The following is a 24,703-nucleotide window of genomic DNA, read 5'->3' as shown; positions in this document are numbered from 1 at the left end:
GGCCACGTCCAGTTACAAACGGCAGGCGGTGCTCACGTTTACGTCACCGGCCCTGAGGCCGATAAGGCGACGATAGCCTCGTCAAAGCCAAATGCCCCGGCATTGCTGCCGGGGCATTCGTCAGGTTATCGTCCGGCCTGCCCTATTCGGCCGGGTGCGGCGCCGGTTCGCTCACCGCCGCCTTGCGTCGCCGGAACGACCGGAGCGCGACGTAGAACACCGGCGTCAGGAACAGGCCGAGGAACGTTACCCCGAGCATGCCCGAAAACACCGCCGTGCCGAGCGACTGGCGCATTTCGGCACCCGGGCCGGTCGCGATCATCAGCGGCACCACGCCGAGGATGAAGGCAAAGGCGGTCATCAGGATCGGACGCAGGCGAAGCTGGCTCGCCTCCACCGCCGCCTCGATCGGCGTCTTGCCCTCGTCTTCGCCCTGCCGCGCGAACTCGACGATCAGGATCGCGTTCTTGGCTGCAAGACCGATCAGAACGATGAGCCCGATCTGGGTCAGTACGTTGTTGTCGAGCCCGCGGATGAACACCCCGACCAATGCGGCCAGCACGCCGAGCGGCACGATCAGGATGATCGCCAGCGGCAGAACCCAGCTTTCGTACTGGGCCGACAGCGCCAGGAACACGAAGACGACCGACAGTGCGAAGATGAACACCGCGGTGTTGCCTGTCTGGCGCTCCTGGTAGGCGAGTTCCGTCCACTCGAAGGTCGTGCCCTGCGGCAGGATCTGGGCGGCGAGCGCCTCCATCTTGTCGAGAGCCGTACCGGTCGAGACACCGACCGCAGGGTTACCCTGGATCGGCACCGAGACGTACATGTTGTAGCGCTGCACCAGCGTCGGACCGGCCGTATCCTGGATCTCGACGAGCGTACCCATCGGCACCAGCGCACCGGTTGCCGAGCGCACCTTCAGCGCCAGGATGTTGTCGCGCTCGACGCGGTACTGCTGGTCGGCCTGCGCCCGCACCTGGTAGACGCGGCCGAAGGCGTTGAAGTCGTTGACGTAGGACGTACCGAGGTTGATCGACAGCGCCTCGAAGATGTTGGGAATCGGCACGTTGAGTGTGCGCGCCTTGTCGCGGTCGATCGCCAGGAAGTATTGCGGACTGGAGGCCGAGAAGGTGGTGAAGACCCCGGTCAACCCGTCCGTCTGGTTGGCAGCGCCCATCATCTGGTAGGCAAGCCCGAGCGCGCGGCGCATGTCGGAGCTCTGCCGGTCCATGATCTGCATCTTGAAGCCGCCGGAGTTGCCGATGCCGCGCACCGAGGGCGGCGGCACGGCGATGATGAAGGCTTCCTGGATGCTCTGCAGGCTGCCATAGAGCTGGCCGATGATCTGGTTGGCCCCCTGCCCGTTCTTCAGCCGCTCTTCGAAGCTTTCGAAGGAGGCGAAGACCACGCCCGAATTGGACGCGTTGGTAAAGGTCGCACCGTTGAAGCCGGCAAAGGCGACAGCACTTTTCACGCCCGGCACGTCCTGGATGATCTTCGAGGCCCGCTTGACGACGGCGTCCGCCCGGTCGAGCGAGGCGCCGTCCGGCAGCTGGATGACGACGATCGCATAGCCCTGGTCCATGGTTGGCACGAAGCCGCGTGGCACGATCTGCGCCATGTACCAGGTGGCCCCCAGCAGCCCGACGAAGACGAGAAGGGCCGCGGCCAGCGCCACCTTCGTCGAGACGAGCTTGCGCACGACCCATGCATAGCCCGACGCCATCCGGTCGAAACCGTTGTTGAAGCCGTTCGCCAAGGCCTTGCCGAAGCGCGTCAGCGGATTGCGGCTTTCATGATGGCCGTTCTCGTGCGGCTTCAACAGGATGGCCGCCAGCGCCGGTGAGAGTGTCAGCGAGTTGAAGGCGGAAATCACCGTTGCGACCGAGATCGTCACGGCGAACTGCAGGTAGAACTGGCCGGCGATGCCGGGGATGAAGGCCGTCGGCACGAACACCGCGGTCAACACCAGCGAGATCGCGATGACGGCCGCCCCCACCTCGTCCATGGTCACATGCGACGCCTCGCGCGGGGTCATCCCTCGCGCGAGATTTCGCTCGACATTCTCGACCACCACGATCGCATCGTCGACGACGATACCGATCGCCAGCACCAGGCCGAACAGCGTCAGCATGTTCAGCGAGAAACCGAAGGCATAGAGGAAGGCGAAGGTGCCGACGAGTGACACGGGGATGGCGACGATCGGGATGATCGCTGTGCGCCACGATTGCAGGAAGACGAGAACGACGATGGCAACGAGAATGGCCGCCTCGGCGATCGTCTTGTAGACCTCGTTGATCGATTCCGAGATGAACTCTGTCGGGTTGTAGACGATGCGGTATTCGAGCCCGTCGGGGAAGTCCTTGGAAACGTCGGTCATCACCTTCTGGATCTGCTCGGCGGCGTCGAGCGCATTGGTGCCCGGCCGCGAGAAGATGCCGAGCGCCACCGCCGGGCTGCCGTCGAGATAGCTGTTGTTGACGTATTCGCGAGCACCGAGCTCGACACGCGCGACGTCCTGCAGCTGCACGAGGCGACCGCTTTCCGTCGCCTTGACGATGACATAGCGGAACTGCCGCGCGTCGCTGAAGCGGCCGTCCGTCGTGACCGTGTATTGGAACGCGCTGTCGCCCGGCGCCGGCGGACCACCGATCGAACCGCCGGAGACCTGCACGTTCTGCTCGCGCAAAGCCTGCACCACGTCACCGGCCGTCATACCATAGGCCGACAGCTTCTCCGGATCGAGCCAGACACGCAGCGCATATTCGCGCTCGCCGAACAGGATGACGTCGCCGACGCCATCGAGCCGGACGAGCAGGTCGCGAATGCGGGTCCGCGCATAGTTCGAGACGTAGAGCTGGTCATAGCGTTCGGTCGGCGACAGGAGATGCACGACCATCATCAGGTCGGGCGAACTCTTGGCCGTGGTGATGCCGATACGCCGGACTTCTTCCGGCAGCCGGGGCTCCGCGATCGACACGCGGTTCTGTACCAGCACTTGTGCCTGGTCGAGGTCGGTGCCGAGCTTGAAGGTGATCGTCAGCGCCATCGAGCCGTCGGCGGTCGAATAGGAGGACATGTAGAGCATGTTCTCGACGCCGTTGATTTCCTGTTCGAGCGGCGTCGCGACGGTGTTGGCAACGGTATCGGCGTCAGCACCCGGATAGGCGGCGCGAACGACGATGGTCGGCGGGGCGATTTCCGGGTACTGCGCCACGGGAAGCTGAAAATAGGCGATACTGCCGACGATCAGCAGCACGATCGACAGCACCGACGCGAAGATCGGCCGGTCGACGAAGAAGTGAGCAAACCTCATTGCGCCGCCCCCGCTGCTTGCGCTTCAGGAGGAAGCTGGACCGTCTCAGGCTTCACCTTGGTGCCGGGCCGCGCCCGCATCAGACCGTTGACGACAATGGTCTCGTCACCGGTCATGCCGGAGCGGATGACGCGGTAGCCATGCAGCTTCGGGCCGAGACGCACGGGCTTGGTCACCACCGTTCCATCCCCGGTCACCTCATAGACGATGCGCTCGTTCTGGTCGGCGCCGATCGCTTCGTCCGGAATGAGGACGGCCTTGTAGGTGTTCGAGCCTTCGATCTGCACACGGCCGAAGAGACCGGGCTGCAGCACGAGGCTCGGGTTATCGAGACGGGCGCGCACGCGCATCGTGCCGCTCTGCGGATCCACGCGGTTTTCGGCGAAGTCGAGCTTGCCCTTGAACGGCTCCTCTTGCGAGTCGGCGATGGTGACCAGCACTTCGAGCGAGCCGCCGCCTTCCTGCAGCGCGCTGCCGCGCTCGCGCGCGACCCGTGCATAGGAAAGCAGCCGCCGTTCGTCGACGTCGAAGTAGAAATCGATCGGGTCGAGCGACACGATCGTCGTCAGCACCGTCTGGTCAGCCTGGACGAGATTGCCCGTCGACAGCAGGCGCCGGTCGACGCGGCCGCTGAGCGGCGCGGTGATGGTGGTGTAGTCAAGGTCGAGCTTGGCACGCTCGACCGCCGCTTCCGCGCCGCGCACCAGCGCCTGCGCCGACAGGAGTTCGCGGCGGTGATCGTCGAGCGTCGAGACCGAAAGCGTGCCGGTGCCCGTCAGCGATTGCGTCCGCTTGAACTGTGCCTCGGCGAATTCCAGCGACGAGCGCGCCGATTCCAGCGTCGATTCGGCCTGGGAGAGAGCCGTACGATAGGGCCGCTGGTCGATGACGAAGAGCTTGTCGCCCTTCTTCACCAGGGCACCATCGGTGAAATTGACCTCGTCGAGATAGCCGCCGATGCGGGCGCGAACCTGCACCTCGTCGACGGGCTCGAAACGGCCGATGAACTCGTCGCTGTCGATGACGTCCCGCACGACTGGCTTGGCGACGGTCACCACGGGCAGTTGCGCGTCCTGCGCCTGGGCACCGATTGCGGATAGAAGGGAAAGAGAAGCGCCGACGATCATCGGCAAATGCCACTGAGACAACATGCATGCCCTCCGAATGCACTTGGATCACGAGGGGCAGCCAATCGACCAAACCACCGCAATCGCTTTGAACATTTCAGAGCGGGGCCCGTGCGCAAAACAGCCGCATTACCCGTCCCGCTCCGCATAAATCCTCGGATCGGCAGCGATCCGAGAGGCAAAGTCACACAAGCAATCAAATGATACAGCGGCCTTGCGCCCTTCGGCCCGCGAACGCTGTCAGGTCAAATTCGCCGGGCAGCGAGCAATTGCCCGTGGCGCAGCGACAACAGCACATGCCCGCAATCCAGGACTGCGCACACCATTCATTCTGCAAAAACCCACGAATACATCACGCCCCGGCCCGGCATGATTTCGCGATAACCTGCCATCATTTGATGGGGTTGTCACCTTGAAAAAAATCAATTCCAATAAGGCGATACGGGACAACCAAAGGTGCCCGCGCGCAGCTTCGCGCTGCGTTCAGAATGCCGCCTGACTTGGCCTTAAGACCAGAAATCCGGGATCGTTTCCGCCAGTCTCGGCCCAAGTCGCAGCGGCGCGATCTTCTCGGCGAGCCCGGTGCGATCGGAGATCTCGACCCCGAGACCGCAGATGGTGGCCGGACCCGAGGCCGCCTCGAAGCGCCCCTTCGGCATCTTCGAGATGAAGCGGTTGAGCGGCTCCTCCTTGTCCATGCCGAGCGAGGAATCGTAGTCGCCGCACATGCCGGCATCGCTCATATAGGCGGTGCCGCCGTTGAGGATCTGGTGATCGGCAGTCGGCACGTGCGTATGCGTGCCGACGACGAGGCTGGCGCGACCGTCGACGAAATGGCCGAAGCACTGCTTCTCGCTGGTCGCCTCCGCATGGAAGTCGAACACGATCGCATCCGCCTGCTCGCCGAGCGGGCAGGCATCGAGGATGGCCTCGGCCGACTTGAAGGGGTCGTCGAGTTCGGGGTGCATGAAGACGCGGCCCATGACGTTGGCGACCAGCACGCGCGCGCCATTGCGGGCAAAGAACAGGTTGGATCCGCGGCCGGGCGTGCCGGCCGGATAGTTGGCCGGGCGCAGGAACTGGTCGTGCCGCTCGCAGAAGACCACCGCTTCCTTCTGATCCCAGACGTGGTTGCCGGTGGTCACCACGTCGGCGCCGGCGTTGATCGTCTCGAGGAAGATGTCTTCGGTGATCCCGAAGCCGCCCGCGGCGTTCTCGCCGTTGACGATGACGAAATCGAGCTTGAGGTCGCCGATCAGTCCCGGAAGCCGCTCCCAGACCGCCGTGCGGCCCGTCTTGCCCACCATATCTCCCAGAAACAGAAGCCTCATGCTCGCTCAAATCCCACCAGGGCAGTTCCGGCGGAAGCGCGTCAGCGGTTGTGGCGGCCGGACCTGCGTAAAACAAAGAGGTAGAGCGTCTACACGATCCTGGGCCGACAGGAAACGCCCAAGATCGATTCCGCGTGGGATCGCGAACCAATCTTCCGCCTCGGCCCGCGCGATTTCAAAGCGCCGGGCCGTCGCTCAGCTTCGTCAATGACCTAGAAATGCCGGAATCCGCTCTCGGTGAGAACGGCATCCAGCGCCACATCGTGCGGTTCGGCCGGCACGGCAGCCACCTCCTGGCAGTCGAACGCGATGCCGATCAGTTTCGGCAGATGCCCCTTGTTGCGCAACCGGTCGATGGCCCGGTCGTAATAACCGGCACCGTAGCCGATCCGGTGACCGGTCGCGTCAAAGGCAGAAAGCGGCACGAGCATGATATCCGGGTCGAGCACCGGCGCATCCGGGCCAGGCCCCGTCGTGCCGAAGCCGGTTGAGATGATGTCGACGCCATCGAGCAGTTCGCGAAAGACGATCGTCTTCTTGTCCATGATCACAGGCAGGCAGAGCCGGGCGCCGCGACTCTTCAGCCGCGCCATCAGCGGCCGGATATCGACCTCGGAGCGGATGGGCCAGAAGCCGGAAACGATGTGGCCCGGATCGAGCGCAATGACGTCGCCGGCATGGTCGGCCATGGTCAGGCTCGCCTCGATGCGTATCTCCGCGGGCATCGCATCGCGCAATGCCAGCCGCTCGTTGCGCAGCGCCGCCTTCAGGTCTTTCGGTGACATCGTGCCCTCTCCTGCCTCATGCCATCGTCGCGGACGAATTCTCCTCCCGAAATGGCACAACCCGTCACTTTCTCGCCGATTCCCGGCTCAATCACCAGCCTATATACCCGATGTCGCCCGTGCACATTCACCCGCATCGCCGCTTTTGCCGCGGTTTGCGACAGCACTGCCAGCGCCTTCCCGGTTCGGCACAGCATTAGCGTTCCGTTCATCATGGACGACGGTTCCGCTTTCGCGCATTGGCGACCGCATGCAAATAAAGACGCGATTTCAAATAATTAGCAGGAACTAATGCCCGCGTTCGATGTATGGACGCGCTCCTGCAGGCAGCAGTGGAAAAGCCGACGTCCATGAAGGACCAGATGAAAGAACTCGAACCGTTGGAACTGCGTTGCCTGACGCTTGCAGCCCGCGGCCGCACGCGCCAGGACATGATGCGCGAAACCGACATTCCGCTCGACCGGATCGACCGCGCGCTGGAAGACGCCATGCGCAAGCTGCAGGCCGGCAATCTGGCCGAAGCCGTCTTTCGTGCCGCAAGGCTCGATCTCATCTCGTAAGGATTGGCGCGGGCACGGCCTAGAGCATCCAGTGCGACCGATAGACCGCCTGCCCCAAGATCCGCTGGCGAAGGTCGGGGTCGCCTGCCGAGATCCCGACGTCGCGCAGCAGCAACGGCTTGTCTGCCGGCACCTCGACGGACGCCTCGACAAACAGCAAATCGACAGTCCATTGCCTTGCCCTGCGTCGGGCGGTAACGAACGTTTCGGAAAAGGCGAGAACGGCAAGCACGCTCATGGAAAGGACTCGGGCGCAAGATGATCTGACGGGTCGATCTTCGTCCTCGCATTGACATCTGACAAACGAATTGCAAGCATGACTGTCATCAGAAAATCTGATGGTTGAAGCCATGCCCCTTCCCCTCGATAGCGATCTGCTCAGAACCTTTCTCGCGGTTGTCGATACCAGCAGCGTCACGCGCGCGGCAGACATCGTTGGGCGCACCCAGTCGGCGGTCAGCATGCAGATCAGGAAGCTCGAGGATGTGCTCGGCGACGCCCTGTTCGAGCGCCATTCGCGCGGTGTGGTGCTGACGCCGCAGGGACTGCGGCTCGTCGACAATGCCAGGCGCATCGTTACCCTGCTCGACGACACGGCCGCCGCGCTCCGCCAACCCGCGCTCGACGGCGCGGTCCGGATCGGATTGCCGGAGGAATACATCAACTCGACCTTGCCGAAGGCGCTCGGCAGTTTCGCCGCCATCCACCCGGGCGTCGAAGTGACCGTGCAGCAGGGCGCGTCGATGACCAATGTCGCAGCGCTGGAAGCGGGCGAGATCGACCTTGCCGTCGTCTTCGAGCCCGGCGGAAAGACGAGGAACGAGGTGCTAATGATGGATCCGACCGTCTGGGTGACGTCGGAGCAGCACCGGACCGACGAGCGCCGCCCGGTACCGATCGCGACCTATACCTATCTCGAAGGCGGTTGGTGCGACGACCTCGCCCAGCGCAACTTGAGGAAATGCCGCATCGACAACCGCGTCGCCTATGTCAGCCGCACCAGCGGCGGCCTGATGGCGGCGGTGGTATCCGGCCTCGCCATCGCGCCGCTTGCCCGCAGCAGCATTCCGGCCGGCTGCCGCGAACTGACCGCCGATGACGGCTACACCGTCATCGATCACTCGAATGTCGTGCTGCGGATTTCAAAGGCCGGAAACGGCAAGGACCGGATCGTCGAGGCCATGGCCGACGCCATCCGCCGGGCCTTTGCCGGGGAGTGAATGAGCAACGGAAAGAGGGAGAAGTGCGATCCACACAACCGATGGATATTTTACGATCCCGGGTGCCTACAAAGTAGGTGGGCGCCATGTGTCCGAACCCACGGGTCCGGACAGGGACAGCTCCCTTAGGATCGAGTATGGCCCCGGGGATTGTGGTTCCTGTCGGGGAGCGCAGACCGCATTCGATATATAAAGTGTCTCGGTGCTTCGCGCCAGTGGCTCGCCGACGAAACCTTGTCAGCTCGACGGCGTCGTGGGGCGGCCGTTCAGCTTGGCGGCGATACCGTGGATCTGCTGGGTCACTTCGCTGAGCGCCGAGGCCAGCGCCTCCTCGTTCTTCAGCTGATCCGAAAGCGCGGCGTCGCGCCCGTTGGTCAGGTTGCCGACCTCGGCTTCGAGGTTCTTCAGCCGGCGATTGACCTCGCTGAGCTCGTCCATGACCATGATGCCGGCCATGACGGTCAGGCGCAGATCGCCGATCTCGCCAAACTGGGTCTTGAGGTGTCCGACATACTGATCGAAATTGGTGGCAAGCTCGATCAGATGATCTTCCTGCCCTTCCTCGCAGGCCATGCGATAGGCCTTGCCATCGATCGAAACTGTCACCTGCGCCATGTCGCTTGTTCCTAGCGGTCGAGCACCGCCCGAATGGTTTCCATCGCCGTCACGAGGCGACGGGAAACCTCACGGTTGACCTCCTCGAGCCGGTTTGCCCGGAACTGCGACTGATCGAGTTCCTGCGCCAGCCGCGACCGGTCGGTGTTGACGCGTCGCACCTCGCCCTCGAACTCGCTGAAGTCCCGCTCCCTGTCAAACCGACCGTCGATCGCATTCTCCAGGGATTGCACTGCGTTTCGCAGTTCGTCGATCGCCGCTTTGACAGTCTTTGCCGGCATGTGTTCCGAATACCTCGCCCATGAGGCCGAATCGCCCGAATCCCGTCCGCCGCTTCGGCTCGATCTTTTTTAAACCTATTACGTAAGTCTCAACAATGCCAAGTACAGCAAACAACAGCGGAAGCTGTGGATGGATTGCGTAGCCGGCTTTCTTCAACGGCAGTGCAGCAGGCTTATTGCATTGCGGAACAAGCACTCGGGCAGGGACCGAAGCAAGCTGCCGTCAAATGGCCGCGGAAGCCCCGTATTTATTGACTCGCACGGCGCACCTGCTATGTGTCAGCCGCTTCTTGCGCGGTCTTTGGAGGATAGAGACCGTTCCCTGACCACCGAACGCAAACGGAACAGTCATGATCTCTCGCGAAAAACACGACCGGATGGCAAATGCGATCCGTTTCCTCTCCATGGATGCCGTCGAGAAGGCAAATTCCGGCCACCCTGGCCTGCCCATGGGTGCAGCCGACATAGCGACAGTCCTCTTCACGCGCTATCTGAGCTTTGACCCCAAGAACCCCTCCTGGCCGAACCGCGACCGCTTCGTGCTGTCGGCCGGCCACGGCTCGATGCTGCTCTATTCGCTGCTCTATTTGACGGGCTACGAAGACATCTCCATCGACGAGATCAAGAACTTCCGCCAGCTTGGCGCCCGCACCGCCGGCCACCCGGAATACGGCCACGCCGCCGGCATCGAGACGACCACCGGTCCGCTCGGCCAGGGCATTGCCAATGCCGTCGGCATGGCGATCGCCGAGCGCAAGCTGCGCGACGAATTCGGCTCCGACCTGATGGAGCACTATACCTACGTGCTCGCCGGTGACGGCTGCCTCATGGAAGGCATCAGCCAGGAAGCGATTTCGCTCGCCGGCCACCTGAAGCTCAACAAGCTGATCGTCTTCTGGGACGACAACAACATCTCGATCGACGGCCCGATCTCGATCGCCGACTCGACCGACCAGCACGCCCGCTTCCGCGCCAGCAACTGGAACACCATTGCCGTCGACGGCCATGATCCGGAAGCGATCGCCGCTGCGATCGACCAGGCTCAGAAGTCCGACAAGCCGACGATGATCGCCTGCAAGACGACGATCGGTTTCGGCGCACCGAACAAGGCCGGCACCCACAAGGTTCACGGCTCGCCGCTCGGCGCCGAGGAAATCGCCGCCACCCGCAAGGCACTCGGCTGGGAAGCCGAAGCTTTCGTCGTTCCTTCGGACGTTCTCGACGCCTGGCGTCTGGCCGGCCTGCGCTCGACCAAGGCGCGCAAGGAGTGGGAAGACCGTCTTGAAAAGAGCGAGGCCGAGAAGAAGGCCCAGTTCGTTCGCCGCTTCTCCGGCGAGCTCGAAGGCCGTCTGTCCTCCGCCATCGACGACTACAAGAAGAAGCTCGCCGAAACCAAGCCGTCGCCGGCAACCCGCAAGGCTTCCGAAGACGCGCTCGAGGTCATCAACGGCGTTCTGGCCGAAACCATCGGCGGCTCGGCCGACCTGACCGGCTCGAACAACACCAAGACGAGCCAGACCAAGTCGATCACCCCTGACGACTTCTCCGGCCGCTACATCCATTGGGGTGTTCGCGAGCACGGCATGGCCGCTGCCATGAACGGCATGGCGCTGCATGGCGGCGTCATCCCCTATTCCGGCGGCTTCCTGATCTTCTCGGACTATTGCCGTCCGTCGATCCGCCTTGCCGCTCTGATGGGCATCCGCGTCATCCACGTGCTGACGCACGATTCCATCGGCCTTGGCGAAGACGGCCCGACGCACCAGCCTGTCGAGCATATGGCAGCGCTGCGCGCCATCCCGAACCTCCTGATGTTCCGCCCGGCCGACGCCACGGAAACGGCCGAGTGCTGGCAGCTGGCGCTCGAAAGCCACAACCGTCCGTCCGGCATCGCGCTGACGCGCCAGAACCTGATGGCCGTTCGCACCGAGTATGAGGAAGAAAACCTCTGCGCCCGCGGCGCCTATGACCTGATCTCGGCCGCCGACGCCAAGGTCACGATCTTCGCCACTGGCTCGGAAGTCGAAATCGCCGTCAAGGCCTGCCAGACGCTGACCGCCAAGGGCATCTCGACCCGTGTCGTCTCCGTTCCCTGCTTCGAGCTTTTCGCCGAGCAGAGCGAAGACTACCAGCAGGCGATCATCGGCAACTCGCCGGTCAAGATCGCCGTCGAAGCCGGCATCCGTCAGGGCTGGGATCACTTCATCGGCAGCGATGGCACCTTCATCGGCATGTCGAGCTTCGGCGCTTCCGGCCCCTACAAGGAGCTTTACAAGCACTTCGGCATCACGCCCGAGGCGGTGGTCGCCGCCGCGGAAACGAAGCTCGCCTGATCAATCTGCGGGGCGCGCCGAAAGGTGCGCCCCGCTTTTTTTCGTACCACGTCAGTCAGACAGGGAGAGACCCATGACAGTGAAAGTCGCCATCAACGGTTTTGGCCGCATCGGCCGCAACGTGCTCCGCGCGATCGTCGAATCCGGCCGCACCGACATCGAAGTCGTTGCGATCAACGACCTTGGCCCCGTTGAGACCAACGCTCACCTGCTGCGCTATGACTCGATCCACGGTCGCTTCCCGGCCGAGGTCAAGGTCGAAGGCGACACGATCACCATCAACGGCGGCAAGCCGATCAAGGTGACCGCGATCAAGGATCCGGCAACGCTGCCGCACAAGGAACTCGGCATCGACATCGCGATGGAGTGCACCGGCATCTTCACCGCCCGCGACAAGGCTGCAGCCCACCTCACCGCCGGCGCCAAGCGCGTCATCGTCTCGGCTCCGGCCGACGGCGCCGACCTGACGGTCGTCTACGGCGTCAACCACGACCAGCTGACCAAGGACCACCTGGTCATCTCCAACGCATCCTGCACGACGAACTGCCTGGTTCCGGTCGTCAAGGTCCTGAACGATACCATCGGCATCAGCCACGGCTTCATGACCACGATCCACTCCTACACCAACGACCAGCCGTCGCTCGACCAGATGCACAAGGATCTGTACCGCGCCCGCGCTGCCGCTCTGTCGATGATCCCGACCTCGACCGGTGCCGCCAAGGCCGTTGGCCTGGTTCTGCCGGAACTGAAGGGCAAGCTCGACGGCACGTCGATCCGCGTCCCGACCCCGAACGTCTCCGTCGTCGACTTCAAGTTCGTCGCCAAGCGCAACACCTCGGTCGAGGAAATCACCAACGCCATCAAGGCCGCCTCCAATGGCGCGCTCAAGGGCGTTCTGGGCTACACGGAAGAGCCGCTCGTTTCGCGCGACTTCAACCATGACAGCCACTCCTCGATCTTCGCGATCGACCAGACCAAGGTCGTCGAAGGCAACTTCGTGCGTATCCTCACCTGGTACGACAACGAGTGGGGCTTCTCGAACCGCATGGCCGACACGGCGGTCGCGTTCGCCAAGCTCATCTAAGGCAGATGTTTCGCGCCCTCTCCTCAACGACGGTCCGCTGGCGTCCGCTGGAAGGGGAAGGGCTCGAACACCTGACGCTGACAAAAATCGACACCACCGACGGCGCGGTCATCCGCGCCGTCGGCGTTCTGATCGGCAGCCGCGGCGGCACGCCCTATGGCGCGCGCTACCGGATCGACTGCGACGACAGCTGGCACGTTCGCAAATTGATGGTCGACACCACCGATGGCCGCAGCCTGCATCTGCGCTCGGACGTTCCGGGCGAATGGGCGACGGCACGCGGCACGCCCCTCCCCGAATTCGACGGCTGTATCGATATCGACCTCGCGGGAACGCCCTTCACCAACACGCTGCCGATCCGCCGCCTCGGCCTTGTGAGCCAGTCCGGCACCGCCAGACTGAAGATGCTCTACGTGCCGTTCGACACGTTTCAGCCTGTTGTGGACGGCCAGCACTACACCTGCCTCGATGATTTCAGGCTCTATCGCTACGAGGCCGAGGACCGCAGTTTTGCCGCGGAACTGCCCGTAGACGAGGACGGCCTCGTCATCGACTACCCCACCCTTTTCCAAAGACTATCACCGGAGACTATCTGATGACTTTCAAGACCCTCGACGATCTGACCGACATCGCCGGCAAGCGCGTTCTGGTGCGCGTCGATCTCAACGTGCCGGTCAAGGACGGCGTGGTCACCGACGCGACCCGCATCGAGCGCGTCGCGCCGACCATCCGCGAATTGTCCGAGAAGGGCGCCAAGGTCATCCTGCTCGCCCATTTCGGCCGTCCGAAGGGTGAGCCGGTCGCCGACATGTCGCTGAAGACAATCGCTCCTGCCGTCGAGGACGTGCTCGACCAGCGCGTTCATTTCGGCGCCGACTGCATCGGCGACAAGGCCAAGAACGCGATCGCCGAAATGAGCGACGGCGACGTGCTGCTCTTGGAAAACACCCGCTTCCACAAGGGCGAGGAAAAGAACGAGGCCGAATTCGTCAAGGCGCTCGCCGCCAATGGCGACATCTACGTCAACGACGCCTTCTCGGCCGCCCACCGCGCCCATGCTTCGACGGAAGGTCTTGCCCATCACCTGCCGGCCTATGCCGGCCGCACCATGCAGGCCGAACTCGAAGCGCTCGAAAAGGGTCTCGGCCAGCCGAAGCGCCCGGTCGTCGCCATCGTCGGCGGCGCCAAGGTCTCGACCAAGATCGACCTGTTGCAGAACCTCGTGACCAAGGTCGATGCGCTCGTCATCGGCGGCGGCATGGCCAACACCTTCATCGCTGCCAAGGGCATCAATGTCGGCAAGTCGCTGTGCGAGCATGACCTCGCCGACACCGCCAAGGCGATCATCGCCGCTGCCGACAAGGCCGGCTGCGCCATCGTGCTGCCGGAAGACGGCGTGATCGCCCGCGAGTTCAAGGCGGGGGCCGACAACGAAGTCGTCGACATCAACGCCATTCCCGCCGATGCCATGGTTCTCGACGTCGGCCCGAAGTCGATCGCGGCCGTCAATGACTGGATCTCCAAGGCCGAAACGCTGGTCTGGAACGGTCCGCTCGGCGCCTTCGAAATCGCGCCTTTCGACAAGGCCACCGTTGCCGTTGCCAAGCATGCGGCTGCCCGCACCCGTCAGGGTTCGCTGGTCTCGGTTGCCGGCGGTGGTGATACCGTCGCGGCGCTGAACCATGCCGAAGTCGCCGACGATTTCAGCTACGTCTCGACCGCCGGCGGCGCATTCCTGGAGTGGATGGAAGGCAAACCGCTTCCGGGTGTCGACATCCTGAAGCAGAAGTAAGTCATACAACCGGCGCGTGGGAAGCACTCTCACGCGCCGGCCATCAAGAAAAAACCTCATTTATTCAAACAATTAAAAAATTTTAAATCGTTTCAGTCGATTTTCCCGCCATTTTCCTGGACAATTTCACCTGTTACTCGCGCTCCTGTTGGGAGCGTGGCGGTTGCCCCGTGCACCGTCGGCCCTGCAACTGTTTCAGTGTTCGCCTGATCCTGATGATCGGCGCTGTCTAGGGAGAGAAAAAGCATGACGGAAAAACTGGAAGACATCGCCGTCGCCATGGTCGCCAATGGCCGCGGACTGCTTGCCGCTGACGAGTCCACGGCAACGATCAAGAAGCGCTTCGATACGATCGGTCTCGAATCCACCGAAACCTCCAGGCGCGATTACCGCGAGATGCTGCTGCGCGCCGAAAAGGCGATGCGCAAATACATCTCCGGCGTCATCCTCTACGAAGAAACCCTGTTCCAGCATGCGGTCGACGGCACCCAGCTCGTCGACATCATCCGGGCGGCCGGCTCGATCCCCGGCATCAAGGTCGATGCGGGCGCCAAGCCGATGACGAACTTCCCGGCCGAGACAATCACCGAAGGCCTCGACGGCCTTGCCCAGCGGCTGGCGAGATATCACGAGGCCGGTGCACGCTTTGCCAAGTGGCGCGGCGTGATCTCCATCTCCGATACGCTGCCCACCGCCGGTGCGGTTCGCGCCAATGCCCATGCGCTCGCCCGCTACGCCGCCCTTTGCCAGGACGCCGGCATCGTGCCGATCGTCGAGCCGGAAGTGCTGATGGACGGCGCGCCGGGCGATCACTCGATCGATCGCTCCGAACAGGTGACCGAGTGGACGCTGCGGACAACCTTCGAAGAATTGGCGGCCATGCGCGTCAAGCTCGAAGGCATGATCCTGAAACCGAGCATGGTGATCGACGGCAAGAAGGCCCGCAATGCCTCCGTCGCCGAAGTGGCCGAGCGCACCATCCGGGTGCTGAAGCGCACGGTGCCTTCGGCGGTACCGGGCATCGCCTTCCTCTCGGGCGGCCAGTCGACCGAGGAAGCGACCGCCCACCTCTCGGCAATGAATGCCAGCCACGACCTGCCCTGGAAGCTCACCTTCTCCTATGGCCGCGCGCTGCAGCAGGAGGCGCTCAATGCTTGGCACGGCAAGGCCGACAACATCGGCGCCGGCCAGCGCGCCTTCTCGCATCGCGCCGAGATGTGCAGCCTTGCCGCCAAGGGTACGTGGAAGAAGGAACTCGAGAAGGCTGCCTAAGCCAGGTCTACCGGATGAGAAGGGGCCGTCCGCCGGCCCCTTTTTTTTGCCAAAGGGTTGGCGCGCCTGCGAGGTCACGGCTTCGTCGGCGTCGGGGAACTTGTCACCCGGACAAGTTCGCGTCTTTGTGCGGTGTGTCGGCTGCCTTAAGCCTTGGCTTCAGAGCCGACACGATGAGCGCCAACGGCGCCCAACCAGCGAAAGCCAGGACCATGACCTCTGACACTGCGCCGAAGTCCGTTGCCTATGTCACCGTCGACGTCTTCACCGACGAGCGCTTCGCCGGCAACCAGTTGGCTGTCATGTCCGACGCCCGCGGCTTGAGCGATCGTCAGATGCAGGCGATCGCGACCGAATTCGGCTATTCCGAAGTCACCTTCGTTTTGCCGCCGCGCGACCCCGCCAACACGGCGGAAGTCCGGATCTTCACGCCGACGATGGAGATCCCCTTTGCCGGTCATCCCAATGTCGGCACGGCCTTCGTGCTCGGCGGGCAAAAGGAAATCTTCGGCCGCGCGCCCGGTGAAATCCTGCGGTTCGAGGAAAAGGCCGGCCTTGTCGAGGCCACATTGCTGCGGGAAGGCGGTGTAGTGGTGGGCGCCACCATCGTCGTACCGCGCAGCCTGACCGTCGGCCCCGAAATCGACGCCGACACCATCGCCGCCTGCGCGTCGCTCGCGCCTGAAGCCGTCAGCAGACGCGTGCATGCGCCGACCCGGCTTTCCGTCGGGCTGCCCTTCGCCGTCGCCGAAATCAAGGATGTCGCAACGCTGTCGTCCGCCCAACCCAATGTCACCGCCTTCCAGGCGGCCAATGCGCGCTACAAACCCGAGGAAGACAGTTTCAGCCTGTTCCTCTACGCTCGCTCGGCAGAGGCGCCATGGCAGATCCGGGCGCGCATGTTCGCGCCGCTCGACAATGTCAACGAGGACCCGGCAACCGGCAGCGCCTCGGCAGCACTTTCCGCCTATCTCGTCTCGGTCATCCAGGAGCAGGATATCGATGTCGAGATCATCATCGAGCAGGGTGTGGAGATGGGTCGCCGCAGCCTCATCGGCGCGCATGTCCGAAAGCAGGGTGGCGTCGTTCGGAGCGTCAGCATTTCCGGCCATTGCGTCAGCGCCATGCGCGGGCTGATCGACCTCTAGAGCGTCCTTCCTGCGCCCTCAGGCGCGGTCACGCTCCGGCAGAAGCTTCAAGATATCGGCAAACATATCCTGCCATTCGGCGTCGTCCATCTCGAGGAAGCCGAAGCCGCGCAGCAGGAAGACGCCTTCGGTCGCGAGAAACACCATTCGCGCCCTACGCCCCTCCTCCGTCGAGAGGTCGAGACCATCGAGGCGGGTGCGGTACCAGGCGCGATTCTTCGCCATGTGCTCTTCCCGCTGCAGCAGCGCCGCCATCATGCCGGATGTGCGGGCATTGTCGGCCGTGTTCATCCGGGCGGTCACCGATGCATGGGCACGCATCGCCTTGATCGGATCAGGATCGTCGCCACCCTCCGCCGCTACCGCGGTATCGAACTCGTCGAACCAACGCTGCATCATCGCGTCGATCAGTCCGTCCTTGTTGCCGAAGCAATATTGCACGCCGCCCTTGGTGATGCCGGAAGCCTTGGCGACGGCATCGATCGTCAGGCCGGCCGCGCCGACGGAATTCACCACCGCCTCCGCCGCGTCCAGAACCTTGTCCCGATCGATTGTTCGTCGCCGACCCATCTTGACTTCCTATTTCAAATCCATACGTACGTATTCAAATAACCAACGACCCTGATTTAAACAAGGCCCAGCCCCCATTTCCCAGTGGCGGCCACCGAGGTGTACCATGCTTCCGCAAAATCGCTGGCTCATTCTGGCCATAGTATCGAGCGCGCTCTTTCTGATCGTCGTCGACATGACGGTGCTCTATACCGCCCTGCCCCGCCTGACCCATGATCTCGGCGCCACCGCGTCGGAGAAGCTCTGGATCGTCAACGCCTATGCTCTCGTCGTCGCTGGTCTTCTACCCGGCCTCGGCACGCTCGGCGACCGGCTCGGCCACAAGAAGCCCTTCATCGTCGGCCTTGCCGTCTTCGGCATCGCCTCGCTGATCGCCGCCTATGCGCCGACACCGGCGATCCTGATCGGTGGTCGCGTCCTGCTCGCCGTCGGCGCTGCCCTCATGATGCCGGCGACGCTGTCGATCATCCGGCTCACGTTCACCGACGAACGCGAACGCGCGCTGGCGATCGGCGTTTGGGCAGCGATCGCTTCGGGCGGTGCCGCGATCGGCCCGGTGCTCGGCGGTTTCCTGCTCGAATACTTCTGGTGGGGCTCGGTCTTCCTCATCAACGTGCCGGTCGTCGCGATGGCCCTCGTGCTCGGCCTCGTCGTGCTGCCGAACAACGCCGGCAATCCGAAACACCCCTGGGACGCGATCGGTTCGCTGCAGATCATGGTCGGCCTCATCGGCCTTGCCTATGCCGTCAAGGAAACGAGCAAGCGCGAGCCGTCGTTGGAAGCGGGTCTCGCTGCCGCCGTGATCGGCGCTATCGCGCTCTTTCTCTTCGTGCGCCGCCAGCGCCGCAGCCCGCATCCGCTGATCAACTTCAGCCTCTTCCGCAATGCGGTGTTTTCCTCCGGCGTTGCCGCAGCGCTCGTGGCATCCGCCTCGATCGTCGGCATCGAACTGGTGCTGAGCCAGCAGCTGCAGCTGGTCGAGGGCTTTTCGCCGCTCGAGGCCGGTGTCTTCATTCTGCCGATCCCCCTTGCGGCTTTCGTCGCCGGCCCGCTGACCGGCACCCTGCTGCCGCGCCTGGGCGCCGAAGTGGTGCTGCGCTCGGGCCTCATCCTGGCGGCTCTCGGTCTTGGCGGCTATCTGCTCGTCCATGAAACCGGCGCGCTCGCCCAGATCGTCACCCTCGTCGTCCTCGGCCTCGGCATCGGTGCGTCCATGACCGCCGCCTCCAGCGCCATCATGTTCAACGCCCCGCCGGAACGGGCCGGCATGGCAGCATCGATCGAGGAGGTCTCGTTCGAGCTTGGCGGCGCGATCGGCATTGCCGTGCTCGGCACCGTCATGTCGGTCGTCTACACCGCCTTCCTCGTCCTGCCGGAGGGGGCTGCAATCCCGCCGATGGCGCGCGACAGCCTCGACGAAGCCCTGCTTCTCGCCGAGAAGCTGCCGGCGGATGTGGCGAGCGAACTGGTGAGCCGTGCCCGCCTCGCCTTCGAAGGAGCGTTTACCGCGGTCGTGATGGTGGCAACAGCAATGCTGTTCGTGACCGGGGCGGCCATTTGGTGGCTGACGGCCGGGCGCGTCAGCGCCCCTCAGGGATCCCGCCAGGCGGGCCACCACTAACAGCAAGCTTCGAGCCGCCGGATGGAAACGACGGTCCGGCGGTCAGCGCAATCCGGCTTCGCATTTCGCGATCGCCTCGACCATCGCCTGGAAGCGAACATGGTGGCGCACCGCGTCGAGGTCGGAATCCTGCTTGAACCAGAGCAACTGGTAGCAGGAGCTCTGCGGCAGCAAGGTTTCGAGAAGATCGAGGGCCGCGTCGATATCGCCAAGGATGCAAAAGACGCAGGCCGTGTTGTAGCGGGCGACCACGTCATCGGGATCGATTGCCAGCGCCCGCGCTGCCCATTCGCGCGCACGGTCGGCCTCGCCCATATGGGCAAGCGCCAGCGCGCCGCGGTGGGCCGGGCCCGAGTTTTCCGGGTTGAGCTCCAGCGCCCGCTCTGCCCGGGCGATGCCGATGCGCGCCCACTGCTTGCGTTCAGTATCCCGGCCGAGCGTGCGATAGGCGCTCATCAGGTGGATCGGTGACAGGTAGTCGTCCGGCCGGATATCGGCGGCACGCTTGAAGAACTGAATCGCCATTTCGAACGCGCCCTGCATGAACAGGAAGCGGCCATAGTGGAAATTCGCCTCGTAGAGCCCGGCATCCAGCGCAAGCGCCTGCTCGAAGGCGGCGACGGCTTCGTCGCATTGGCCGTCCTGGTGCAGCACGAGACCGCGAGACGCATGGGCCTCCGCGAGGTCTGGGTCGAGCGCCAGCGCCTTGTCAGTCATGGACAGGATGCCTTGCAGCGGAAATTCACCCTCGTGCCAGTCGCGAAGTGCCGACTCGCAGTCGGCAATGCCGGCATAGGCGCGGGCAAAATCCGGATCGAGCTCCACCGCCTTCATGAACATGCGCCGCGCGAGCAGGAGATAGGAGCGCGTCCAGGCGTGGGAAAACTGCCGGCCACGCAGATAGTAGGTATAGGCCTCGACGCTTGTCGTCGGGTCGCTTTCGATCGCCCGCCTCTCCGCCGGCAGCAGCTTGATCTTCAACTGGTCGACGATCGCATGGGTGATTTCGTCCTGGATCGCGAAGATATCAGTCAGGTCCCGGTCGTAGCGGTCGGCCCAGAGATGCGTGCCGGTCAGCGCATCGATCAACTGGCCGGTAATGCGCACCCGCGCGCCCGCCTTGCGCACGCTCCCCTCGAGGATGTAGCGGACGCCCAATTCCTGGGCCACCTGCTTCACCTTCACCGACCGACCCTTGTAGGTGAACACGGTGTTGCGGGCGACGACGTGCAGCTTCGAGATCTTCGAAAGATCGGTGATGATGTCTTCGGTGATGCCGTCGGAGAAGTATTCCTGCTCCGGATCGTGGCTCATATTGGTGAAGGGAAGCACGCCGACCGAGAGCCCGTAGCCATCGTCGAGCACCACCGGGCACGATCCGTTCGGTGCCGACGCGACCTTCGTCGGGGCGCCGAGCGCCACCGAATAGACGTGAACGCCGGCGGCGATGTTCTTCAGCGTGTGTTCGCCCTTGTCGACGAAGCCGACATCCAGGCGTGACCCTACATGATCGCGCACGGAAGCCGAGACGGCGATGCCCGACGGCTCTGCGAGGCCTTCGAGACGCGCCGCGACATTGACGCCGTCCCCGAAGATGTCGCCATCCTCGACGATGATGTCGCCGAGGTGCACGCCGATCCTGAGCTCGATGCGCTTCAGCGGCGACACGCTTTCGTTGCGCAGCAGCATGCCGCGCTGGATATCGACGGCGCAGGCGACCGCGTGCACGACGCTTGCGAACTCGACCAGGATGCCGTCGCCGGTGAGCTTGACGATGCGTCCCTTGTGACGGGTGATCTTCGGATCGACGAGTTCGCTCTTGTGCCGTTTCATGGCGGCCAGCGTGCCGGTTTCGTCAGCGCCGATCAGGCGACTGTACCCCACGACATCGGCAGCGAGAATGGCAGCAAGCCGGCGTTCCAAGAAACCCTCGAAGTCATCTCCCGAATGAGGTTCGCACTTTAGCGCTTTCTTTCCCATCTGTCCTGCGCCCTTTTCTGGTTGAAACGACAGGTTTCGCAACCAAGGTAGCGACGAGCCGGAGGCGATGGAGTTCCAAAGGTAACGGGGAGTTGCGGCGCGGCGGCCGGGTCAGGGACGGATCAACACCGTCACCATCATCATCACGATGGCGAAGACCGCGATCTTCCAGAAATCGCGACGGCGGCGCAGCCCCGGAATGCCGATCGGCCAGAGGAGCTGAATGGCCATGATCAGAAGCAGAAAAAGGGCGATCGCCTTCTGCATGTTGCCCTCGTCTACCGGGAGGCTGCCTCAACCGGTGAAGCGTTCGCAACACCGGCACTCTTCGTCGCACGCAGCACCGCCTCCCCCGAGGACTAGCGATACGTTGCGGTTGGCAAAAAGGGCTAGTGTTTCCGCGGGCGATTTGCAATGACCGGCCGCCGCATGTTGCGTCATTCGTCTCCCATCGAAGGACAAAACCTGCGGCAACGCCAGACGCTGCAATCAGAAACCGGCTGGCAATTCACCAGGCACCGCCCTAACTTGCTGACGGCAGAACGAATTTCGGATGAATGATGAGAAAGAACCTGCTCCCGGTCGCCGCCCTCCTGCTCGGCACGCTGTTTCTCTTTCTGGGCAATGGTCTGCAGGGGCTTCTTCTTCCCGTGCGCGGCACCGCTGAAGGTTATCCCACCACCATCCTCGGGCTGATCGGCACATCCTGGGCTGCTGGCTTCGTTCTCGGCTGCTTCTTTGCGCCCACGGTCGTCAAGCGCATCGGCCACGTGCGCGCCTTCAGCGTCTTTGCCTCGCTCATCGCCATCGTCGCGCTAATGACCGGCATCCTGATCGATCCGACCTGGTGGCTGATCCTCAGGGCGCTGACAGGCTTCTCCACTGCCGGCACCTCGATGATCATCGAAAGCTGGCTGAACGAGCGCGCCACCAACGAGAGCCGCGGCGTCATCTTCTCGCTCTATATTGCCATCACGCTCTTCGGCGTCGTCGGCGGCCAGATGATGATCCCCTTCGGCGATACTTCCACCACCATCTTATTCATGATCTGCGGCATCCTCTACTGCGTCGCCATGCTGCCGACGCTTCTGTCCAAGGCTGCCTCGCCGCAACCGCTGAAGAAGGTGAGCCTCGACCTGCGCGGCCTTTACCGCAACTCGCCGGTTTCCTTTCTCGGCATCCTGCTCGTCGGTATTGCCAACGGCGCGTTCGGCACGCTCGGCGCCGTCTTTGGCCGCCAGGCGGGACTTTCCGACAGCACCGTCGCCGCCATGATGAGCGTGGCGATCTTTGCCGGCGCCGTCATGCAGTTGCCGGCCGGGCGGCTGTCCGACCGGATCGACCGGCGCTACGTCCTGGCAGCACTTGCCGGGGTCGGCGCTCTCGCAGGCTTGCTGATCTTCCTGGTCGAGCCGACCCAGGTCTGGATCGTGCTGACGCTGATTGCGATCTACGGTGCGGCGGCCAACGCGCTCTATCCGATCGCCGTGTCGCACGCCAACGACTTCGCGACGGCCGAGGACTTCGTCAAGGTCTCCGGCGGCCTGCTGCTGCTCTACGGCATCGGCACCATCATCGGCCCGACGATCGGCGGCCCGGTCATGACGGCGGCGGGCCCCTACGGCCTGTTCATGATCACCGCCTGCGCCCATATCCTGATCACGGCCTACGCCATCATCCGCAGCCGGATGCGCGCGCCGGTCCCGGTCTCCGACCGCGACGCCTTCTCGCCGGTCAACGCCGGCACGCCGACGACGCCGGAAAGCCTGCAGCTTTCGCCGCGCGCGGCCCCGTTTGACGAAACACGCAACGAGCCAGACAAAGGTCCGGAATGGGAGGATCAGTCCGATGAGCCTGTTTGACGACGATCGGCCGCAAAAGAAGGTGGCCCATGAAATTGGCAGCGATCTCGCGCTGCTGTCGGTTGACGAGTTGACGCAACGCATCACCCTTCTGACCGAGGAGATTGCGCGGCTGGAGGCGGAGCGGACACGCAAGTCCGCCAGCCGCTCGGCCGCCGAGAACCTGTTTCGCTGATCCGGCGGCGTAAGGTCGCACCGCAGCAAAACGAAGCGCGTTTAACGCGGCATTAAGCATTATCTGCGATTGTCAGGGCATCCGGAGCTTTCCGGTTTCAGACAATTTCACCGACTGGCGAATGGGTCTGATTTTTCTCCCTGTTTTACCTTGAGAGCCGCTTTCCGCGGCTCTTTTTTTGTTTTGGCATAGGTTTATCCAAAGAACTGTGGAGATTAACCCTTTCTTAAGAATGCCCTTGCGCGAAATGCGCTATCGGATCATTCTTCAAGCATAGAGACGGGCAAGGATTTATTTCCCATAACCGTCCACTACCTGACTGTCGTGATGCGTTTGAACCAGGGAAAACAGGTCATGTCCGAGAGAGGATTGAATACGGTCAGTTTCGCAGGACACGCGGCGTCCTCGGCACAATTCAAGACCCTCTATTCGGAAGGCATGGGACTGGTCGAGGAAACGGCCACCTATCTCGACGGACCGGGCCGCGCCGCTTCCAAGGTCCTGCCGCGCATGGCATCGGTTCTCTATGCAGCCGAATCCATGCGGCTCACCACCCGCCTGATGCAGATGGCTTCCTGGCTGCTCCTGCAGCGCGCCGTCAACAACGGCGAGATGAGCCGCGATCAGGTGATGTCGGAAAAGAGCAAGGTTCGCCTCGACAGCTTCAACGTCGACAAGGCGGCTCCCGGCTGGGCCGAACTGCCGGAATCCTTCCGCGACCTGATCGAGCGCTCGCTGCGCCTGCAGAACCGCGTCGCCCTGCTCGACCGCGAGATCTATCGCCCTAACGAAGCGGCCGCGATCGTCCCGGACAACCAGAACGGCGTCAAGGCGCAGATCAAGCTGCTGCAGACGGCCTTCGGAACCAACTGACGCCGCGCAGAAAATAGACCTGAGAAATCAAACCCGCCGCAACAGCATTTGCCGGCGGGTTTTTCGTTGCGACCGGCAGCACATGGCGGCACTGGCGCGCCTTGGCCTCGACTGCGAAAACTCCTGGAGAAACCTCACCGAGGGCGCCTATCCGATCGACGCCACACAAGGGCATCTCGATCTCCTGACGGAAGAGGCGTTACCGCTTGCGAAAAGCGCCGGCTGGTCGGGTCAGGAACCGCGACATAACGCCGTCATCCTGCTCCTTGCCTGGAACAGCGACGGAGCGCCAGTGGCCACAGCGCGTCCATGGCACGGCGCCATGTCACCGCCTCGCCCGGCCTATCCCCCAGAACCAAGACAGAAAAAAGCCCGGGCCAAATGACCCGGGCTTCTTGAATCTGCCGAAGAGGCGCTCGATTAGAGGCCGAGGCCTTCGAAGCGCTTCTTGAACTTGGAGACGCGGCCGCCGCGGTCCATGAGCTGCTGGTTGCCGCCGGTCCAGGCCGGGTGCGACTTGGGGTCGATTTCCAGGTTCATGGTGGCGCCTTCAGAACCCCAGGTCGAGCGGGTTTCGTATTCGGTGCCGTCGGTCATGACTACCTTGATGACGTGGTAATCGGGATGGATGTCTGCCTTCATAACGATCTTCCTAGAGTTCCAGGGTCCAATTGTCGCAAGGCATTGCGACTTCGAGACCGAACACGTAAATGAAGCCGCGCACCGGCTGAACGGCCACGGCTTCCCAATTCGAT

General features: G+C 63.3%; 24 protein-coding genes and 1 other RNA gene. 13 read left to right on the top strand and 12 right to left on the bottom strand.

Translation table 11 applies throughout. The features are described 5' to 3' along the window. Positions 1-142 precede the first annotated feature (142 nt). From IB262_RS18730 to IB262_RS18715, 4 genes are all read right to left on the bottom strand, one after another. A complete protein-coding gene (locus tag IB262_RS18730; protein ID WP_112976702.1) occupies positions 143-3,319 on the bottom strand; it encodes a multidrug efflux RND transporter permease subunit in 3,177 nt (1,058 codons plus the stop codon). Further along, positions 3,316-4,470 (bottom strand): efflux RND transporter periplasmic adaptor subunit, encoded by a 1,155-nt coding sequence (locus IB262_RS18725; RefSeq protein WP_034806198.1) that lies wholly within the window; start codon positions 4,468-4,470, stop codon positions 3,316-3,318. Before IB262_RS18725 ends, IB262_RS18730 begins: the two co-directional genes overlap by 4 nt. 482 nt (positions 4,471-4,952) lie before the next feature. Further along, positions 4,953-5,777: a YmdB family metallophosphoesterase gene (locus tag IB262_RS18720; RefSeq protein ID WP_034806196.1), complete on the bottom strand. Its 825-nt coding sequence runs from the start codon at positions 5,775-5,777 to the stop codon at positions 4,953-4,955. A gap of 212 nt (positions 5,778-5,989) precedes the next feature. Continuing rightward, on the bottom strand, positions 5,990-6,562 hold the full coding sequence (locus tag IB262_RS18715) for a 5-formyltetrahydrofolate cyclo-ligase (RefSeq protein WP_034806194.1): 573 nt from the start codon (positions 6,560-6,562) through the stop codon (positions 5,990-5,992). A gap of 362 nt (positions 6,563-6,924) precedes the next feature. Here IB262_RS18715 and IB262_RS18710 point away from each other — a divergent pair, with 362 nt between their 5' ends. Beyond that, positions 6,925-7,122, top strand: coding sequence for a transcriptional regulator (locus IB262_RS18710; protein WP_234798710.1), 198 nt, complete (start codon positions 6,925-6,927; stop codon positions 7,120-7,122). Between the two features lie 19 nt (positions 7,123-7,141). Here the strand turns inward: IB262_RS18710 and IB262_RS18705 are convergent, their stop codons facing one another. Further along, the gene (locus tag IB262_RS18705) at positions 7,142-7,360 is read right to left on the bottom strand and encodes a hypothetical protein (protein ID WP_112976703.1); all 219 of its coding nucleotides are present in this window, start codon (positions 7,358-7,360) and stop codon (positions 7,142-7,144) included. Positions 7,361-7,460: 100 nt separating this feature from the next. Here IB262_RS18705 and IB262_RS18700 point away from each other — a divergent pair, with 100 nt between their 5' ends. After that, positions 7,461-8,342 (top strand): LysR family transcriptional regulator, encoded by an 882-nt coding sequence (locus IB262_RS18700; protein ID WP_234798711.1) that lies wholly within the window; start codon positions 7,461-7,463, stop codon positions 8,340-8,342. A 23-nt stretch (positions 8,343-8,365) separates the two neighbouring features. Here IB262_RS18700 and ssrS read toward each other — a convergent pair. The 3 genes from ssrS to IB262_RS18685 form a co-directional block, all read right to left on the bottom strand. Next, a non-coding RNA gene (gene ssrS / locus IB262_RS18695) (6S RNA) lies at positions 8,366-8,523 on the bottom strand. A gap of 56 nt (positions 8,524-8,579) precedes the next feature. Then, a complete protein-coding gene (locus tag IB262_RS18690) occupies positions 8,580-8,957 on the bottom strand; it encodes a cell division protein ZapA (protein ID WP_034806187.1) in 378 nt (125 codons plus the stop codon). An 11-nt stretch (positions 8,958-8,968) separates the two neighbouring features. Further along, positions 8,969-9,238 (bottom strand): DUF4164 domain-containing protein, encoded by a 270-nt coding sequence (locus IB262_RS18685; RefSeq protein WP_034806184.1) that lies wholly within the window; start codon positions 9,236-9,238, stop codon positions 8,969-8,971. A gap of 350 nt (positions 9,239-9,588) precedes the next feature. Here IB262_RS18685 and tkt point away from each other — a divergent pair, with 350 nt between their 5' ends. From tkt to IB262_RS18655, 6 genes are all read left to right on the top strand, one after another. Beyond that, a complete protein-coding gene (gene tkt / locus IB262_RS18680) occupies positions 9,589-11,571 on the top strand; it encodes a transketolase (RefSeq protein WP_060605920.1) in 1,983 nt (660 codons plus the stop codon). 73 nt (positions 11,572-11,644) lie between these two features. Beyond that, on the top strand, positions 11,645-12,655 hold the full coding sequence (gene gap, locus IB262_RS18675; RefSeq protein ID WP_034806178.1) for a type I glyceraldehyde-3-phosphate dehydrogenase: 1,011 nt from the start codon (positions 11,645-11,647) through the stop codon (positions 12,653-12,655). Positions 12,656-12,660: 5 nt separating this feature from the next. Further along, the gene (locus IB262_RS18670; RefSeq protein ID WP_060605923.1) at positions 12,661-13,251 is read left to right on the top strand and encodes a putative glycolipid-binding domain-containing protein; all 591 of its coding nucleotides are present in this window, start codon (positions 12,661-12,663) and stop codon (positions 13,249-13,251) included. Then, the gene (locus IB262_RS18665; protein WP_034806155.1) at positions 13,251-14,447 is read left to right on the top strand and encodes a phosphoglycerate kinase; all 1,197 of its coding nucleotides are present in this window, start codon (positions 13,251-13,253) and stop codon (positions 14,445-14,447) included. The genes IB262_RS18670 and IB262_RS18665 overlap by 1 nt, the downstream gene beginning before the upstream one ends. Positions 14,448-14,693: 246 nt before the next feature. Beyond that, the gene (locus IB262_RS18660; RefSeq protein ID WP_034806152.1) at positions 14,694-15,719 is read left to right on the top strand and encodes a class I fructose-bisphosphate aldolase; all 1,026 of its coding nucleotides are present in this window, start codon (positions 14,694-14,696) and stop codon (positions 15,717-15,719) included. Between the two features lie 212 nt (positions 15,720-15,931). Continuing rightward, the gene (locus tag IB262_RS18655; protein WP_112976720.1) at positions 15,932-16,867 is read left to right on the top strand and encodes a PhzF family phenazine biosynthesis protein; all 936 of its coding nucleotides are present in this window, start codon (positions 15,932-15,934) and stop codon (positions 16,865-16,867) included. 18 nt (positions 16,868-16,885) lie between these two features. Here the strand turns inward: IB262_RS18655 and IB262_RS18650 are convergent, their stop codons facing one another. Beyond that, on the bottom strand, positions 16,886-17,437 hold the full coding sequence (locus IB262_RS18650; RefSeq protein ID WP_034806147.1) for a TetR/AcrR family transcriptional regulator: 552 nt from the start codon (positions 17,435-17,437) through the stop codon (positions 16,886-16,888). 106 nt (positions 17,438-17,543) lie between these two features. On the opposite strand from IB262_RS18650, the gene IB262_RS18645 reads away from it, so the two are divergent. Continuing rightward, positions 17,544-19,058, top strand: a complete 1,515-nt coding sequence (locus IB262_RS18645; RefSeq protein WP_112976704.1) for an MFS transporter — start codon at positions 17,544-17,546, stop codon at positions 19,056-19,058. Positions 19,059-19,100: 42 nt separating this feature from the next. On the opposite strand, the gene IB262_RS18640 is transcribed toward IB262_RS18645, so the two are convergent. Continuing rightward, positions 19,101-20,981, bottom strand: a complete 1,881-nt coding sequence (locus IB262_RS18640) for a tetratricopeptide repeat protein (RefSeq protein WP_060581212.1) — start codon at positions 20,979-20,981, stop codon at positions 19,101-19,103. A 168-nt stretch (positions 20,982-21,149) separates the two neighbouring features. Further along, positions 21,150-21,305, bottom strand: a complete 156-nt coding sequence (locus IB262_RS18635) for a hypothetical protein (protein ID WP_090299729.1) — start codon at positions 21,303-21,305, stop codon at positions 21,150-21,152. Between the two features lie 147 nt (positions 21,306-21,452). Here IB262_RS18635 and IB262_RS18630 point away from each other — a divergent pair, with 147 nt between their 5' ends. The 4 genes from IB262_RS18630 (at position 21,453) to IB262_RS18615 (ending at position 23,948) form a co-directional block, all read left to right on the top strand. Further along, the gene (locus IB262_RS18630; RefSeq protein ID WP_162728844.1) at positions 21,453-21,599 is read left to right on the top strand and encodes a hypothetical protein; all 147 of its coding nucleotides are present in this window, start codon (positions 21,453-21,455) and stop codon (positions 21,597-21,599) included. Beyond that, a complete protein-coding gene (locus tag IB262_RS18625; protein WP_034806144.1) occupies positions 21,599-22,900 on the top strand; it encodes an MFS transporter in 1,302 nt (433 codons plus the stop codon). Before IB262_RS18630 ends, IB262_RS18625 begins: the two co-directional genes overlap by 1 nt. Further along, positions 22,887-23,075 (top strand): DUF1192 domain-containing protein, encoded by a 189-nt coding sequence (locus IB262_RS18620; RefSeq protein WP_034806142.1) that lies wholly within the window; start codon positions 22,887-22,889, stop codon positions 23,073-23,075. Before IB262_RS18625 ends, IB262_RS18620 begins: the two co-directional genes overlap by 14 nt. Positions 23,076-23,429: 354 nt before the next feature. Then, a complete protein-coding gene (locus tag IB262_RS18615) occupies positions 23,430-23,948 on the top strand; it encodes a DUF1465 family protein (RefSeq protein ID WP_034806141.1) in 519 nt (172 codons plus the stop codon). Between the two features lie 420 nt (positions 23,949-24,368). On the opposite strand, the gene rpmE is transcribed toward IB262_RS18615, so the two are convergent. After that, positions 24,369-24,590, bottom strand: a complete 222-nt coding sequence (gene rpmE / locus IB262_RS18610; RefSeq protein WP_034806140.1) for a 50S ribosomal protein L31 — start codon at positions 24,588-24,590, stop codon at positions 24,369-24,371. Positions 24,591-24,703: the final 113 nt, after the last annotated feature.

It is taken from the genome of Ensifer sp. ENS02 (assembly GCF_014851885.1).
Lineage (GTDB): Bacteria > Pseudomonadota > Alphaproteobacteria > Rhizobiales > Rhizobiaceae > Ensifer > Ensifer adhaerens.
This window is presented reverse-complemented; position numbering and strand designations above follow the sequence as displayed.